Source organism: Streptomyces sp. NPDC059679, assembly GCF_042734105.1.
Lineage (GTDB): Bacteria > Actinomycetota > Actinomycetes > Streptomycetales > Streptomycetaceae > Streptomyces.
Genome location: NZ_JBHWES010000047.1, coordinates 67,889 through 82,736, shown reverse-complemented (window position 1 = coordinate 82,736; position 14,848 = coordinate 67,889). Strand labels below are relative to the sequence as shown.

Annotated in this window: 14 protein-coding genes, 1 tRNA gene and 1 pseudogene; 8 read left to right on the top strand and 8 right to left on the bottom strand. The window is 69.3% G+C overall.

Translation table 11 applies throughout. The annotated features are described in order from the left end of the window. The first annotated feature begins 134 nt into the window (after positions 1 to 134). The 3 genes from ACFV2X_RS36935 (at position 135) to ACFV2X_RS36925 (ending at position 2,105) form a co-directional block, all read left to right on the top strand. Positions 135 to 209: transfer RNA gene (locus ACFV2X_RS36935), tRNA-Val, on the top strand. A gap of 224 nt (positions 210 to 433) precedes the next feature. After that, positions 434 to 1,129: a type 1 glutamine amidotransferase domain-containing protein gene (locus ACFV2X_RS36930; protein ID WP_385625316.1), complete on the top strand. Its 696-nt coding sequence runs from the start codon at positions 434 to 436 to the stop codon at positions 1,127 to 1,129. 208 nt (positions 1,130 to 1,337) lie between these two features. Further along, positions 1,338 to 2,105: an alpha/beta hydrolase gene (locus ACFV2X_RS36925; RefSeq protein ID WP_385625313.1), complete on the top strand. Its 768-nt coding sequence runs from the start codon at positions 1,338 to 1,340 to the stop codon at positions 2,103 to 2,105. 113 nt (positions 2,106 to 2,218) lie between these two features. Here the strand turns inward: ACFV2X_RS36925 and ACFV2X_RS36920 are convergent. Next, positions 2,219 to 2,335 (bottom strand): annotated as a pseudogene (locus ACFV2X_RS36920) (restriction endonuclease); the annotation flags it as partial. A gap of 133 nt (positions 2,336 to 2,468) precedes the next feature. On the opposite strand from ACFV2X_RS36920, the gene ACFV2X_RS36915 reads away from it, so the two are divergent. Further along, positions 2,469 to 2,882 (top strand): RidA family protein, encoded by a 414-nt coding sequence (locus tag ACFV2X_RS36915; RefSeq protein WP_385625310.1) that lies wholly within the window; start codon positions 2,469 to 2,471, stop codon positions 2,880 to 2,882. 83 nt (positions 2,883 to 2,965) lie between these two features. Here ACFV2X_RS36915 and ACFV2X_RS36910 read toward each other — a convergent pair whose 3' ends face one another. Then, positions 2,966 to 3,625 carry a histidine phosphatase family protein gene (locus tag ACFV2X_RS36910; protein WP_385625307.1) on the bottom strand — a complete coding sequence of 220 codons (660 nt, stop codon included), beginning with the start codon at positions 3,623 to 3,625 and terminating at the stop codon, positions 2,966 to 2,968. Positions 3,626 to 3,967: 342 nt separating this feature from the next. Here ACFV2X_RS36910 and ACFV2X_RS36905 point away from each other — a divergent pair, with 342 nt between their 5' ends. The 3 genes from ACFV2X_RS36905 (at position 3,968) to ACFV2X_RS36895 (ending at position 7,250) form a co-directional block, all read left to right on the top strand. Continuing rightward, entirely contained in the window at positions 3,968 to 5,230 is a 1,263-nt protein-coding gene (locus tag ACFV2X_RS36905) for a hypothetical protein (protein WP_385625304.1), read from the top strand. Positions 5,231 to 5,353: 123 nt separating this feature from the next. Continuing rightward, on the top strand, positions 5,354 to 5,857 hold the full coding sequence (locus ACFV2X_RS36900; protein WP_385625301.1) for a hypothetical protein: 504 nt from the start codon (positions 5,354 to 5,356) through the stop codon (positions 5,855 to 5,857). 22 nt (positions 5,858 to 5,879) lie between these two features. Beyond that, positions 5,880 to 7,250, top strand: coding sequence for a hypothetical protein (locus ACFV2X_RS36895; RefSeq protein WP_385625298.1), 1,371 nt, complete (start codon positions 5,880 to 5,882; stop codon positions 7,248 to 7,250). 10 nt (positions 7,251 to 7,260) lie between these two features. On the opposite strand, the gene ACFV2X_RS36890 is transcribed toward ACFV2X_RS36895, so the two are convergent. Together ACFV2X_RS36890 and ACFV2X_RS36885 are read right to left on the bottom strand one after the other, a co-directional pair. Continuing rightward, entirely contained in the window at positions 7,261 to 8,268 is a 1,008-nt protein-coding gene (locus ACFV2X_RS36890) for an MASE1 domain-containing protein (RefSeq protein WP_385625295.1), read from the bottom strand. 184 nt (positions 8,269 to 8,452) lie between these two features. Then, positions 8,453 to 9,280, bottom strand: coding sequence for a PP2C family protein-serine/threonine phosphatase (locus ACFV2X_RS36885; protein ID WP_385625292.1), 828 nt, complete (start codon positions 9,278 to 9,280; stop codon positions 8,453 to 8,455). A gap of 326 nt (positions 9,281 to 9,606) precedes the next feature. On the opposite strand from ACFV2X_RS36885, the gene ACFV2X_RS36880 reads away from it, so the two are divergent. After that, the gene (locus ACFV2X_RS36880) at positions 9,607 to 10,389 is read left to right on the top strand and encodes an alpha/beta fold hydrolase (protein WP_089506453.1); all 783 of its coding nucleotides are present in this window, start codon (positions 9,607 to 9,609) and stop codon (positions 10,387 to 10,389) included. Here ACFV2X_RS36880 and ACFV2X_RS36875 read toward each other — a convergent pair whose 3' ends face one another. The 4 genes from ACFV2X_RS36875 to ACFV2X_RS36860 all read right to left on the bottom strand — a co-directional run bounded on the left by ACFV2X_RS36875 (position 10,390) and on the right by ACFV2X_RS36860 (position 14,806). Continuing rightward, positions 10,390 to 11,046, bottom strand: coding sequence for a lytic transglycosylase domain-containing protein (locus ACFV2X_RS36875; RefSeq protein ID WP_385625289.1), 657 nt, complete (start codon positions 11,044 to 11,046; stop codon positions 10,390 to 10,392). A gap of 247 nt (positions 11,047 to 11,293) precedes the next feature. Continuing rightward, the gene (locus tag ACFV2X_RS36870; protein ID WP_385625286.1) at positions 11,294 to 11,974 is read right to left on the bottom strand and encodes a DedA family protein; all 681 of its coding nucleotides are present in this window, start codon (positions 11,972 to 11,974) and stop codon (positions 11,294 to 11,296) included. Between the two features lie 270 nt (positions 11,975 to 12,244). Further along, positions 12,245 to 12,724: a DoxX family protein gene (locus ACFV2X_RS36865; protein WP_385625284.1), complete on the bottom strand. Its 480-nt coding sequence runs from the start codon at positions 12,722 to 12,724 to the stop codon at positions 12,245 to 12,247. Positions 12,725 to 12,766: 42 nt separating this feature from the next. Then, entirely contained in the window at positions 12,767 to 14,806 is a 2,040-nt protein-coding gene (locus ACFV2X_RS36860) for an FAD/NAD(P)-binding protein (RefSeq protein WP_385625282.1), read from the bottom strand. Positions 14,807 to 14,848 lie beyond the last annotated feature (42 nt).

Below are 14,848 nucleotides of genomic sequence, written 5' to 3'. Positions count from 1 at the left end.
GGCCCGGCTGTCATTCTCCCACCCGTCACTGACGAACAGGCATGACGGATGGTTCGCGATCAGGCCCGTTCTTTCCCTCCCTCTCCTGGATTGCGGCGGTGCGGCGCGGACAGGGTAGGCTGGCACCTCATCCCGGGCGCATAGCTCAGCGGTAGAGCGCTGCCCTTACAAGGCAGATGTCGGCGGTTCGAACCCGTCTGCGCCCACCAGCGGAAAGACCCCCTGCCGATCCCGGTCGGGGGTCTTTGACATCCACAGTGCCGCGGCCCGGGGCCTCGCGCTCCTGCCGAACCGCCCTCCGCATCGATCACCACTTGACGTTTTACGTTGCCGACCAAGTTGCAGCCTCCAAGGTGCCTGCTCACACTTGTTGTGCGCGTTCAAGCGTGTCGCCCCACGTCGTTTCCAGGGCAACCTGCCGGAGGAGCGCCTTATGGCCAAGATCCTTTGCGTGCTGACCGGCGCGAGCTACTGGACCCTGAAGGACGGGCACCGACACCCCACCGGGTACTGGGCCGAGGAGTTCGTGGCGCCTTACAGCGTGTTCACCGACGCCGGACACGAGGTCACCGTGGCAACTCCGCGTGGCACCGTCCCCGTTGTGGACACGATGAGCCTGGAGCCCCGCATGGCGGGCGGCGAGGAGAACGCCCTCCGGGAGGAGGGCGTCATCGAGGCGGCGGATGAGCTACGGCATCCCATCTCCCTCCAAGAAGTGCGCCTCGAGGACTACGACGCGGTCTACTACCCCGGAGGTCACGGCCCGATGGAAGACCTCTCCGTCGACTCCGACTCCGCGTCGCTGCTGCGAAAGGCGCTCGCTTCCGGCAAACCACTCGGCATCGTCTGCCACGCCCCGGCTGCTCTTCTCGCGACCCGAGACGCGAAGGGCAACACGCCCTTCGCGAACTACCGTGTGACGGGATTCTGCAACGAAGAGGAGGTCGGCGTCGGTTTCGCCGACATAGCCAAGTGGCTGCTGGAGGACGAGTTGAAGAAGCTGCCCACCCAGTATTCGCGGGGTCCTGCCTGGGAGCCGTACACGGTCGTGGACCGCAACCTCTTCACAGGGCAGAACCCCGCTTCCTCGGGTCCTCTCGCCAAAGAGCTTGTCGAGGCTCTGCCCTGAAGACGGCGTGGCGTGCATGTGGTGGGGAAAAGGGCTGGAGGAGTGATCGTCGGGCTGCTAGCTTTCAGTCGACCGTGACACCGCCGAGGAGGTGAGACCCATGAACGCTGTATCGACGTGGGTGCTCCCTCTTCCCGTCACGGCCAACGATTGACGTAGGTGTCGCCGGGAGCGCCTCGACAACAAGGCACTCCCGAAAGGCAACACCATGCACTCTCTGCAGTTCACCGCCGAGTCCTCGTCGAACGGCATCCTCGAACGCGACTTCACCGTGGGCGATGTCCCCGGCGTCCTCTGGTCGCCGGCCTCCAACGCAGCCGATCGCGCGCCCCTGATCCTGATGGCCCATGGCGGGGGCAACCACAAGAAGCACCCGGCGATGTCCGACCGGGCCCGCCTTCTCGTGACCGGCTGCGGCTTCCACGTCGCCGTCATCGACGCGCCCGGCCACGGCGACCGGCCGCGCACGGCGCACGATGAGGCGGAAATCGCCGAGCTGTTCCGGGCGCGGGCGGCGGGCGAGTCGGAAGGACCGATCGTCGTCCGCTACAACGACCACCTGGCGGAGCTCGCCGTGCCCGAGTACCGGGCGACCCTGGACGCCCTCCAGGAACTCCCGGAGATCGGCACCGACGGTCTGGTCGGCTTCTGGGGCATCAACATGGGCACAGCGATCGGCATACCGTTCGTGGCGGTCGAACCGAGGATCACAGCCGCGGTCTTCGGTCAGCACTGGCCCGATGTGCTGGCCGAGAAGGCGCAGCAGATCACCATCCCGATCGAGTTCGACCTGCAGTGGGATGACGAGCACATCTCGCGCGAGGACGGTCTCGCGCTGTTCGACGCCTTCGCCTCGAAGGAGAAGTCGTTGCACGTGAACTCGGGCAAGCACAAGGAACTGCCCAGGTTCGAAGCCGACAGCGCGGTGCGGTTCTTCGCCCGGCACGTTGGTCAGGTCGCTACGTCGCCGGCCTGACCTGACCTGATCTGGCGGGTATCGGCGTCCGGCCGCCAGACGGGCGCCGATACCGTGGCATCCCAGGCGTCGCGATCAATACGGTGCCCGGCCACAGCCACCGGCCAGCGGGCACCGCTGCCCACGGTGCGGTGGGGCGCGTAGTGCTTGCACTGGATCACCAGCCGACGCCCGTCCGGCATCAGCCCGACGACATCGGCGCCCAAGTCGCCGGTCTTGCCGGAGACCAGGGCAAGACCGCCTCGAAGCCCTTCGCGACAGCCGCTGTGGAGCGTGCCCTACTTCCGCGTTCCACCCCTGACATTCACGCCTGACATCAGCGCCGGGACGGTCGAATAGCGCGATGACACGCCATGGCCCGCGGTGCAGAATGCCCGCATGATCAAAGGCGTTCACACTGACAAGGCGCCGTTCGTGCGCTTCTCGGACGGCACCGAGCCGCCCCTGTCCCAGGCCATCGTCTCCGGTGGCCTGGTCTTCACCTCCGGCCAGGGGCCACTCGACCCCGCCACGAACGAGATGCCGGCCGATTTCGCCGCGCAGGCAACGCAGGTGCTGAGCAACCTCGTCGCCGTGTTCGAGGCGGCGGGCAGCGGTAAGGACCGCATTATCAAGTGCACCTGCTATCTGAGCGACAGGGAGAACTTTCCGGAGTTCAACCGCGTGTACCGGGACTTCTTCGCGGACGGTTCGCCGCTGCCCGCCAGGACCACCGTGGTGGCGCAGCTCGTGCGCGAGGGTGTGCTCGTCGAGATCGACGCGGTGGCGGAAGTCTGAGCGGCGACGGTGAGCTACATCGAACGGTATTACCCGACCGTCCTCACGGTCCCGGGCCCACCGAGGGCTGACCATTGGTCACTTCACACGCGCAGTTCGGGTGGGAAGCCGGTCCAGCACAGGTCGGCGGGCAGGTGGGACATGTCGTTGCAGAAGAGGACGGAGGAGAGTCGGCCGGGGGCGTAGCGGATGACCGTCAGGGCCGCGTTGGCGTGGTTGAGGGCGAGCCAGCGCCAGTCGGGGGCGTCCAGGGCGGCGCGGACGAGCCAGCCGATGAGGAAGTTGTGGGTGACGACCAGTTCGTGGCGCGGCTCGTCGCCGGGCACCGGGCCGGTGAACAGGGCCAGGGCCTCGCGGGCGAGTGCCGGGCCGTGGTCGCGCGCTTCCGGGGGGAACTGGGCGAGGAAGCCGAGGAGGGCGTCGGCGGTGTCCGCGGGGAGTTCACTCCGGTCGGGGACGTACGGGAGGTAGTCCCCGGCCGGTTCGGACGGGTGGAGGGGGACTTCGGGGACTTCCGGGACATCCAGAGCATCGGGGCGTTCGGTGAGCTGCTCGGCGATCAGGCGGGCGGTCTGGGCGGCGCGGGGGAGCGGGCTGTGGTGGATGGCGGATATGGGGTGGCCGCGCAGCCGCTCGCCGAGCAGTACGGCCTGGCGGCGCCCGTTCGCCGTCAGCTCGGTCTCGTCGGGTGAGGCCTCGCCGTGGCGGGTGAGGTAGAGGTAGCGCGCGGCCGTTGTGGTCATCTCGTACGGGTGTCCTTTGCGGGGTTGCGTTGGGGCACTCTTGGGGACGTCCTCGGCTCGGTCGGGGTTGCGTGTTCCACGGGTCCGTCTCGCCGCGGGGGCGGTGGCGGGGGCGGCAGTCGGACGGTCGAGCCGCTGAATTCTTGGTGAGTTTGCCCCGGGTGAGTTCAGGAGAAGTTCAGCGAGTATCCGGCGCCGCGCATTCACCTGCGCATATGTCTGTCGTCGCGGCGGATTGGCTCTGTAATGTCCCGTTCTTCCCTTGCTCCAGGGCCCGGAACAAGATCATCCGGTTCGGCTAGTCTGCGATCGCCAAGCTGATGGAGTGACGGGGGAAAGGCCATGAGCGGTCCCGGCAATCTGGACGGTCTCAATTGCCACGACATGGTCGAAATCGACCTGGCTGAGCTCGGTGGTGCGGTCGCGGACTGGAAGTCGACCGTCGACGGTTTGAAAAAGCTGATGAAGGACGCGAGTTCCGGCTTGTTGAAAGTCAAGCTTCAGGTCACCGACAACTGGGACGGCGCCGTCAAGTTCGTCTACCCGTTTGAGATGGACCCCGACCAGCACGACCGGGACGTCCAGCACGAGTACAACCGCCGCGTCAACGCGAAGATGGCCAGGGCCATCCAGATCGACGGCCTGGTCAAGGGCGCGCTGGCCAAGATGCACGGCGGCGACCCCTACGACGCCGGGCACACGCAGTACGACTCGCTCGACGACGTCGCGCTCGACCGGGCGACGGCGCTCGCCTCGCTCGGCAAGGACGTGAACCCCGAGCAGCAGCGGGCCGAGCTGCGGAAGCTCTGGGACGCGCTCAGCCCGGAGCTGCGCGGCCAACTGTGGGATGCCGACAGGGTAAAGCTGATGGATGCCGGGGTCATCTCCCCGAAGTACAAGTGGAAGTCCACGGTCAAGGGTCACCCGGAGTGGGCATGGAGAGATCCGACGGCGGGCGATCGCTGGACCTTGTTCGAGGCAAAAAGCAAGGTGGCGTGGGACAAACTGAACGGCCTCAGCCACGGCGGCCAGGCTCTGGAGCACTACCTCTCGAATACCGGAACCCCTGTTGATGACCTGGACGTCAACAGCATGCTGCGCGACGACAAACCCATGTACGAAGATGTCGAGTGGGCCATCGTCGACCATCAGGACAAGTGGGCGGAACAGGCGCGCAAGGAGCTCGAGAAGTCCGGGGGGCAGACCGTCACCGTTCCGGTGGAAACGAAGGGCCAGACTTTCGGTTTTGGCGACCAGGACTGGCGCGACGCCGTCGGCACCGGAACGTTCAACGTATCCGGCGCGATGACGGCGAAGCTCAACGAATACGGGAAGCCCGAGTATTACCTCGACTATCAGGTGAATGTCTGGGATCGATACAGCCATAACGAGAGCGAGCTCAACCTGACGGATCCCCCCGACCCGGACCTGGCCAAACTGCAGGAAGCGGGGCTGGCCGAGGACTTCGACATGCGCGGCAGCAGTTCGGTGACGCACTACGACTTCCGGCAGCCGGGGCCGGACGGCGTGTACGACGGGCCGGGGCCCAAGGTCCAGGACCCGGCGCCCCCGGCCGGGCGAGGCGCGAAGCTTGTCCGGCCGTAGCCGGAGTGATGTCATCCGATTCAGCTACCATGCGTTTTGATCTGCGCTGTGGTGCGGTGTGGCCAGGGGAGGAACGGCCGCGGCACCGAATGCGCGGATGTCCTCTACAGGAGGTAACGGGGAATGTCATTCGACAGCGAGTGGTCTCAACTCAAGGCGGACGCGGCCGGGCAGCAGAGCGCCCATACCCGGCTCAACCAGCTTCCCGCGGACCCCGGTGGCGGCGGAGGCGCGTCGGCCACGAGCGGCGGCGGGGGCTCCGATCTGGTCGTGCACCAGGACGACTTGGGCGCCGTCGGCCATGAGGCATTCATCCTGCACGGAGAGTTGCAGAAGGTGGCCGACATCGCCGGGGCGGGGGCCAACAAGGATGGCGTGGGGTCGTCCATGCAAGCGGCCAAGGCGCTGAGCGATCACCACTTCACCATGGGGGCCGCGCTCAGTACCACGGTGTCCGTCTGGAGCTCCCAGGTGAAGACCGTGCTCCAGATGTGCGCCCATATCTCCAATCACCTGGACTACTCGAAGAAGGCGCACGGAAACGACGACGCGCAGATCGCGGCCTCGTTGCGCAACCGGGACGGGTCGGCCGTGAGTGTTTCTGAGATATCCAAGATGGTGAAGTAGCGAAAACGGCGGGGGAAAGACGATGGGGGCTCTCACCTACGCGGATCTCATCGGCGTTGATCTGGGGAAGCTCGGCAATGCGGTCACGGACTGGAAGTGCGTCGTCGATGGCTTGAAGAGGCTGATGAACGATGCGCGTTCGGGTCTGCGGAAGAAGTCGGAGGGGGCGCGGTGGGCCGGGCTCAACGCCGATGTCACACGTGAATTCGTCGGCAAGACCGCGAAGGAGTTCGCGGATCTGCACAAGGAAGCCAGCAGCATCTGGAGCGTCCTCGACGACGCGCACTCACAGCTGACCGAAATTCAGGCCGACGTCAAGTCGATCGTCGCGCAGGCGCAGGACGACGGGCTCCGGCTCTCCGATAATTTCGACGGCACCGTGCGCTTTCTCTACCCCCATACGCCGGGGGACGACGGGGTACGGACGCAAGAGCAGCTGGACACTCAGGAGGCGTACGCCAACCGCGTCAACCGGCAGCTCGCCCGGGCCGTCGAGGTCGACGGCATCGTCAAGGGCGCGCTGGCCAAGAGCCACGGCGGCGACCCGTACAACGCGGGCCATGCCGGGTACCACTCCCTGGCCGAGGTCCGGGCCGACCGGGCCACGGAGCTCGCTTCGCTGGGCAAGGACGCGAACCCCAAGCAGCGCGCCGAACTGCGCAAGATCTGGGACGGTCTCAGCCCGGAATTGCGCGGCCGGGTGTGGCAGGAGAACAAGGACGGGCTGCTGGCGGCCGGGATCATGTCCCCGCAGTACAAGTGGAAGCCGGCGGATGTGGGATCCGGGAAGTTCCACTCGCGCGATCCTGGCCTCAAGGACTATTTGTTCCAGCTCGAGGCGGGGGCCATGGTGGAGGGCGGTGACCTGGTGGGCTACGACGAGGGGGCCCGGGAGTTGGCCCACTACCTCGACGGGTCCGGGAAGCCGCTGGATCTGGACATCAACCGGATGTGGGACGAGGACCCCGACGGCTTCCGCAAGGCTGCCACGGAGAACCTCTCCAAGCACGAGGACGAGTGGCGGAAAAAGGCCCTGAAGGCGTTCGAGGAGTCGGGTGGCCGGCCGGTGTCCATTCCGGTGGAGACGAAGGCCGAAGGATACAAGCACAGCGACCGTGACTGGTATCTCGCCGTCGGCCACGGAATGGTGAACCATTCGGGCGTGGTGACGGTGGAGCCGGACGCCCACGGAAAGCCCAAGGTGTCCCTCGACTACCAGGTGAACGTCTGGGACCGATTCAACTGGGACGACAACACGTCCTTCGATATCGGGGGCGTCACGGTGACCGGCGAGCAGATGCAAAGGCTCCACCAGACCGGCCTCGCCCAGGAATACAACATGAACGGCAGCACCTCGCTCCGCCATCGTGACCTGAGTCGCCCCGGCGGCTGAAGGGCCCGCCCTAGCGCTCGTTCGGTGGCTGCTCACCCCGTCGCGGCGGCGGCCACTCCCGTAGTACGTCACCCGGCGCCAGCCGGACCACCGCCTCGGCGAGCTGGGTGCAGATCAGCTCGATCTGCTGGCGGGTACGGTTCCGCTCGGCGATGATCGCCGACAGCAGCAGCGCGGTCAGCGCGGTGGAGCCGTTGAACGCCTGCAGGGTGACCATCCGCGCCAGCAGCGTATGTCCCGCGAACGGGCCGACCCCCGCCGCCGTCGCCTGGATCGCGCACACCGACACGATGAGCGAGCACGGCGCGGCCCCCGCCAGCTGGAAGCGCAGCGCGGCCCAGATCAGAAAGGGGAAGACGAGGAAGAGCAGGCTGCTGACGGAGCGCGTGGCGAGCAGCGCGACGGCCGTGGTGGCCACGAACAGCAGCCCCGCCTCGGCCCACCGGTAGGGGTGCACGCCGCGCGGCGGCCGGGCCCTGCTCAGCACCAGCAGCAGCGGTGTGACCACCAGGACCCCCATCGCGTCCCCCGTCCACCACACCGACCAGGTCGTCCAGAACGCGTCCGTCGGGAGCGCTCCCGCCAGGACGAGCACGCCGGTGCCCACCGTGGAGCTGATCAGCATGCCGGCCAGCGCGCCGAGGAAGACCAGCGAGAGCGCGTCCCGCAGCCGGTTCAGCTCCGTATGGAAGTCCATGCGCCGCAGCAGCAGATACGAGCACACCGGGGCCACGGTGTTGCCCGCCACGATCGCGACGACCGCGGGGACCGTCGGGCCGATCGGCGCGTTGACCAGAAGCGCGCCCAGCGTGATGCCCGGCCAGGTGCGCAGGCCGAGCAGGAGCAGACAGACCAGGGCGATACCGGTGGGCGGCCAGAGCGGGGTGACCTGTCCGCGCACCAGCTCCTGCAGCAGTCCGATCCGGGCCGCGACGTAGTACGCCGCCGTGACGGCGACGATCCGCAGGCCCGTGGCACCGTATCGCCGGATCCAGTCATCGCCTGCCACAGCGGCCATCAGACAACGTCGTCGCAGTTCGGTGCGGGTGACACGCAGAGCCGCTGCGCGGCGTCCGCCGCACGGAGGAACCGGGACGCCGTCGGATGTACGGCGGTCACGGGCCGAGGGGGTCAGGCACGCGGAGCACGCCGGGCGCGCCGAGAGAGCCAGGCACGCCGGGTGCGCCGAGTGCGTCGAGCGCTTACGGCCGTACGCCGTCGTGGCGGAGCACGAGCACGGCCGCGTCGTCGCAGTGGCCGGTCCGGTCGGCGACCTCGCTCACCCGCGCGGCCAGCACCTCCGCGTCCGCGTCATAGCCCGCGCCGACCAGCCGCGACACCTCCGCCAGCCCCCGGTCGATCGGGAAGGACGGCCCTTCCACCACCCCGTCCGTGATCAGCACGAAGGCTCCCGCCCGCGTCAGCGGGTGCCGGGTCACCGGATAGGTCTCGCCGCTCTGGATCCCCAGTGGCAGGCCCCCGGGGTCCCAGACGACCTCGGGCGGGGAGTCGGCGGATGCCTGTATGGCCGGGACATGGCCCGCGCGGGAGCAGGCCAGCTCGCCCGCGACCGGGTCGAAGCGGACGAAGGTGCAGGTGGTGAACAGATCGCTGCCCATCGAGATGAGCAGTTCGTTGACCCCGCGCAGCACCTCGCCCGGGTCGCAGGTGGCGGTGCAGACGGCGCGCAGCCCCGTGCGGACCTGGCCCATGAAGGCCGCCGCCTCCACGTCATGGCCCTGGACGTCGCCGATGGCGAAGCCGACCGAGGTGGTGCCGGGCAGCGGGAAGGCGTCGTACCAGTCGCCGCCGACGTCCAGCCCGTCCCGCGAGGGTGTGTAGCGGGCCGCGGCGCGCAGACCGGGGAGCGCAGGCAGTTCGGCGGGCAGCATCTGCCGCTGCAGGGCCACGGCCAGCTCCACCCGCGCCTGCTGCAGCTTGATCCGCTCGAGGATCTGAGCGGTCAGCCGTCCCAGGGAACGCAGCGCCTGTTCGGTGGATTCGTGCGGGGTGCTTCGGCGGCGGTTCATCGGTGCTCCGAGTGGTGCCTCCAGCGCCTGCTGGGGGAGCTCTGACCCGCGTCTTATGGTACGCGCGGTCAGGAACGGGCGGGAGAAGGGGCGGTCACGCACCCAGGTCCGCACCGTACGTGAGCGGGTCGGCACCGTACGTGAGTGGGTCGGCGCCGTACGTGGGCGGGTGAGCCGCGCGTCCCGCCCCCGCTGCCTGTCAGATCACGGTCAGGCTTCGCTCGCATATGCGCAGCGGCCTTGCCGAGGCCGCCGGTTGACGACACCGTTGTCCGGCAACGGGCACGCGCGCCGCGCGCCCGTCTTCGACTGGGACCGGAGGTGCCATGGGACCGATCGTTCCACCCCTCGTTCCACCGTTCGAGCTCGTCGGCGAAGGGCCGCACCGGGTCGTGGCCATACACGGCTGGTTCTCGGACCGCGCCGCCTTCGCGGCCATGATGCCGCATATCGACCGTCGGGCCTTCACCTACGCACTCCCCGATCTGCGCGGCTACGGGGAGGCGCGGGACATCCGCGGCGAGTACACCACCGGCGAGGCGGGCCGCGATCTGCTCGCGCTCGCCGATCACCTCGGCTGGCAGCGGTTCTCACTCCTCGGGCACTCGATGGGCGGCGCCGTCGCGCAGCGCGTCGTGGCCGCCGTCCCCGACAGGGTGGGGCGGCTGGTCGGGGTCGCCCCCGTGCCCGCGAGCGGGATGCCGATGGAGGGGGAGCAGTGGGAGCTGTTCACCTCCGCCGCCGAGCGCCCCGAGAGCCGGCGGGCGATCATCGACTACACCACCGGCGGCCGCCACCCCGCCGCCTGGCTCGACATGATGGTCCGGCACTCGCTGGAGCACAGCGACGCCAAGGCGTTCCGGGCCTGGCTGGACTCCTGGGCCCTGGAGGACTTCCACGAGGACATCCTGGGCTCCCGGGTGCCGGTCCGGGTGGTGGTCGGGGCGCAGGATCCGGCGCTGACGGCGGAGCTGATGCGGCAGACCTGGCTGCGCTGGTATCCGCGTGCCGAACTCGTCGAACTGCCCGGTGCCGGGCACTACCCCGCCGACGAGTCGCCGCTCGAACTCGTACGCGCCGTCGAGGACTTCATGGCGGCGGACGCGTGATCACCCGGAGCCGGCGGCTTTGAGGGCCGCGCCGGACGGGTCGGAATCCGAGGGGCGTGAGACGCGAGCAGAAGGGCGCGGCGGGCGCGAGTGCTCCGCCGCGTACTTCTCCTCGCTCTCGCGGTACTGGGGGAGCAGCGTGTTCAGGATGCGGTCCACGTACTCACGGGTCTCGGCGATCCTCGGGATCCCGCGGGCCTTGAGGACCGCGGTCGGACCGGCGTTGTACGCGGCCAGCGCCAGCTTGGTCGGGTTGCCGGGCAGGGATTTCACCATGCCGTACAGATGGCACATATAGCGGGCCTGCGAGGGGATGGCGTCCTTGGGCTCCCAGACGTCGGCCTTTCCGTCGCCGTCCCCGTCGCGGCCCCACTCGGCCCAGGTCTCCGGGGTGAACTGCGAGATGCCCTGCGCATGCCCGGAGTCCGCGTCCGTCCGCCAGCCGCTCTCCGCGTGGATCTGCGCGGCCAGCAGCGGCACGTTCACCTTGGGGCAGGCGCGGGCGGCCGCCTCGACCACCGGGCGCTCGGCCGCGGGGATGGTCGGAAGCTCGGGCTCCGAGGGGGCGGTGAAGTGCCGTACGACGAGGATCCCGGCGGCGAGCACCAGGGCGGCGCCGACGAGGGTGGCGGTGGTACGGCTTCGGCGGGTCACCATGCGGGCGCCGGAGGGACGGGGATGCGCATGAGGGGACGGTAGCCGGAATTCCGGGCCGGATCCGGAATTCGCGCGTTCCGTGAGCGGGTCCGCGGGATCAGGGCTTCCGGCCGGGTCCGCGGGGCCAGGCCTTCTCGTGACATCGAGCGGCGTCGTGCGGTGTCGTGTGACATCGAGTGGTGTCGAGTGGCGTGGTGCCGAGTGGCGTGGTGCCGAGTGGCGTCGCGTCGGTTGACGTCGGCTCTGCCTACGCCTGTCCGGCTCCGCTCACCGCCGGCTGCGCCGCCGGGAGCGGCTGCTCGTCGTCGACAGGGCGCTTCATCACGAACGCCGCGCCCGCGCCGGCCGCGAAGAGCGCGAGCACCGAGACCGCCGTGCCAAGCCAGGTGGCGCCGAGCCACTGGCCGCCCACGTAACCCAGGCTCACGCTGTAGGCGGCCCAGGCCAGTCCGGCAACCGCCGACCAGGGCAGGAACTCCTTGGCCCGGCGGTGGGCCGCGCCCGCGCCGAGGCTGACGACGGATCGTCCGGCAGGCGCGAAGCGGGCTATGACGACCAGCGCGCCGCCGCCCTTGACCAGCGCCGTGCCCAACTTCTCCTGGGCGGAGGTCAGTCGGCGGGAGCGGGCGATGGCGCGGTCGAGGCGGTCGCTGCCGCGCCAGGCCAGCCGGTAGGCGACCATGTCGCCGAGGACGGAGGCGGTGGCGGCGCACAGCATGAGGGCGAACATCTGGGAGAAGTCGGCTGCGCCCGCCTGGACGCGTACGACGCCCACCGCGTCCACGGTGGTTCCGGCGGCGGCGGTGGCCGCCGTGATGACGAGGACACCGCTTGGCAGGACGGGGAGGAACACGTCAAGGAGAACGGACATGCCGACAACCGCGTAAATCCATGGGGTGTTGGTCAGCGACCCCAAATGTTCCAACAACGTTTCTCCCGATCCGATTCCCCCCGGCCGCGGCGCCGCCGGGGAGCGGCGGATGCGGCCTTCACAGCCATACAGCGTACGCCTGTGACGGGTGAGGATATCGGTAAGGAGGTGATGATGTTGTTCGAATCACGTCACACGGGGGTTTCCTCCCCGGTGGCGAAAGGGAGGTACCCCCGCATAACGTGATCTGCGGCTTGGAGCGGACGTTCAGGCAGATGCTCGGGCGACTGCTCAGGTGACTGCTCGCGCGACTGCTCGGACGACGGTTCAGACCGCGGTCGGCTGACGGTGTGTCTCAGGGGCGGTGACGGTCTGGCGCGCCGAGCCGAGGAAGCGGTCGAGGGCCCAGGGGCCGGGGCCGGTGAAGACGATGAGCAGGAACGCCCAGCAGAACATCGCGGCCGCCTCGCCGCCGTTCTGGATGGGCCACAGCTTCTCGGGCTGGTGCTCGTGGAAGTACGCGTACGCCATCGAGCCGGAGCAGATGAACGCCGCGCTGCGGGTGCCCAGGCCGAGCAGCACCAGGCCGCCGCCGACGAGCTGGATCACGGCCGCGTACCAGCCGGGCCAGGTGCCGGCGTCGACGGTCTTGCCGGTGCCCATGAGGCCGCCGAACCAGCCCAGCAGCGAGGAGGCGCCGTGGCAGAAGAACAGCAGGCCGACGACTATGCGGAAGAGCGAGAGGACATACGGTCTTGTGCCGTCCAGGCGATCGGCGAGACCTTGGGGGGTGGCGGACGGGGACATGGGGACTGCTCCTTGTTCCGGGGACGGGAAACAATGGGACAGTCAGGTTAGGTTCCCCTTACCTTTTGTTGCAAGTTCAAGTTCCGCCAACTTTGCCCCCGCCGCGCGCAGCGCCGCACGGGCCACCGCATCGGTGTCGCACAAGGTCACCGAGTTGACCCCGGGCCGCGCACCCGCCGCCGTCACCCAGTGCACGCCCTCCGTCGGCACCCCGATCGCAAAGCGCCGGGGATGGGGCCGCCCGTCCGCGTTCACCAGGCGATATGGGCTCGGGGTGACATCCAGACCGCCCGTCTCGTAGCCCTCCACCCGGTGTGGACGGCACCCCCCGGTGCGCAGCAGCCGGTCCAGCAGCGGGTCCGCCGTCCGCCGCAGATCGGGCTCCGGCAGCCGCGCCTCGATCAGCGTCGTCGCGATCACCACAGGGCCCGGCACCCGCGCCGAGTGCCCCCCGAAACCGGAGGTTCCACCCGGCTCCGCGGCGGTCACTTCGGTCACCTCCAGATGCGGACCGAGAACGTCCAGCACCCCCGCCTCGATCAGCGCGGCCATCTCCTCGATGCGGCGGCGCGGCGGGCCGATCGACAAAAAGGCGTTGAGCGGGGTGTACCAGCGATCGAGATGGGACCGCCGGGACAGCCCCGACAGACCCCCGTGGTCGACGATTTGCCGCAGCTCATTGCGCAGATCACGAAATACGTCGAGGGCCGCCTTGACGGGGCCCGACACATTCCCGAGCCGGGCGTGGGCCACGTCCTCGCGCGCGTATCCCAACAGCCACCGCCGGAAGTCCTCCTGCCCGGTGAAGTCCCGGCCCCGGTGTGGATGGGCCACCGAATCCCAGCACCATCGGTCGGCCGGTGCGATGCCGAAATCGTCCAGCACCGCCGCCTCTTCCGCCCCGCCGTGCTCGGTGGCCAGAAAACGCCCCCTGAAACTCGTGGGGCCCGTAGATCCCTGGCGTCCCGGCTGACTCCGCTGGCTCGATTCACCCGACTGCCCCTGCCGGCCCGGCAGGTTCGAGGGGTCCGGGTGGTCCGAGCGGCCCGGCCGCTCCGAGTGGTCCAGCAGCGCCTCGTAGTAGACCGTCTCGGCCTCCTTGGCGACCAGCGGCCAGACCTCGGTCAGGAAGTCCGGCGGATCGCCGGATTCCGCGCGCTTGCGGAAGTGGCTGATCACCTCGGGCGTCAGCAGCAGCGGATGGTGGCGCCCGTGGGCACCCTTCGCGTTGTCGCCCCGCGCGTGGTACGGAATGCCGCGCCGGGAGCCCGCGTACAGCCGTGGCTCACGGCCCGAGGGGCGATACACCAGCTTGCCGCCCTCGCCGGCGCCCTCGCTGTCGCCGTCGCCCGGTGCGAAGCTGCCGCCGCGGCCGACCGTCAGCAGCGCCATGTGGTCGAAGAAGTTGAGGCCCAGGCCACGCAGTAGTACGGCCTCGCCGGGCGCGATGGGCGACAGGTCGACGTCGGCCGGGTTGGCGGGCGGGTAGTAGCGCAGCCCGTGGCGCTCGGCATGGGCGGCGAACCGTTCCTCCGCCGCGTCCGCCACCGTCGGCAGATGGCCCTGGGCGAGCACGACCGCCCGCAGCCCGTCGAGCCGGCTGCCGTCCTCCAGGGTCAGCACCTGCTCGCCGTCCGGGCGTTCCTCGAGGCGTACGGCGCGCGCGGCGTGCACCTGGACGGTCACCGTGTCCGGCGCGCCTCGCACCACCTCCCCGAACACCCACTCCAGATAGCGGCCGTAGAGCGCGCGGCTGGGGTAGTCGTCCGGGCCGAGGGCCGGGTCGAGCCCGCGGGCGGCGACCCACTCGTGCAGGCTCGGTCCGGTGCGGACCGGTCCCTCGCATTCGACGCTGGCGTCGGTGAAGAGGGTGACCTGTGAGGCCACGGTGTTCATCAGCAACTCGCCCGGCTGGGCCGTACGCCACACCCGGCCGGCGCCGGGCGGGGACGGATCCACCATGTGGACGGTGAGCCGCGCGTGGGGCGCGAGTTCTGGGGCCGAGGCGCATAGCCGCTCGAGCACGCTGGTGCCGCGGGGACCGGCACCGACGACGGCTATGGCGTGGGGGTCTCCGGCCAAGATTGTGTCTCCCGGGGCAGATGTGACTCAGGGTTCGCCCAT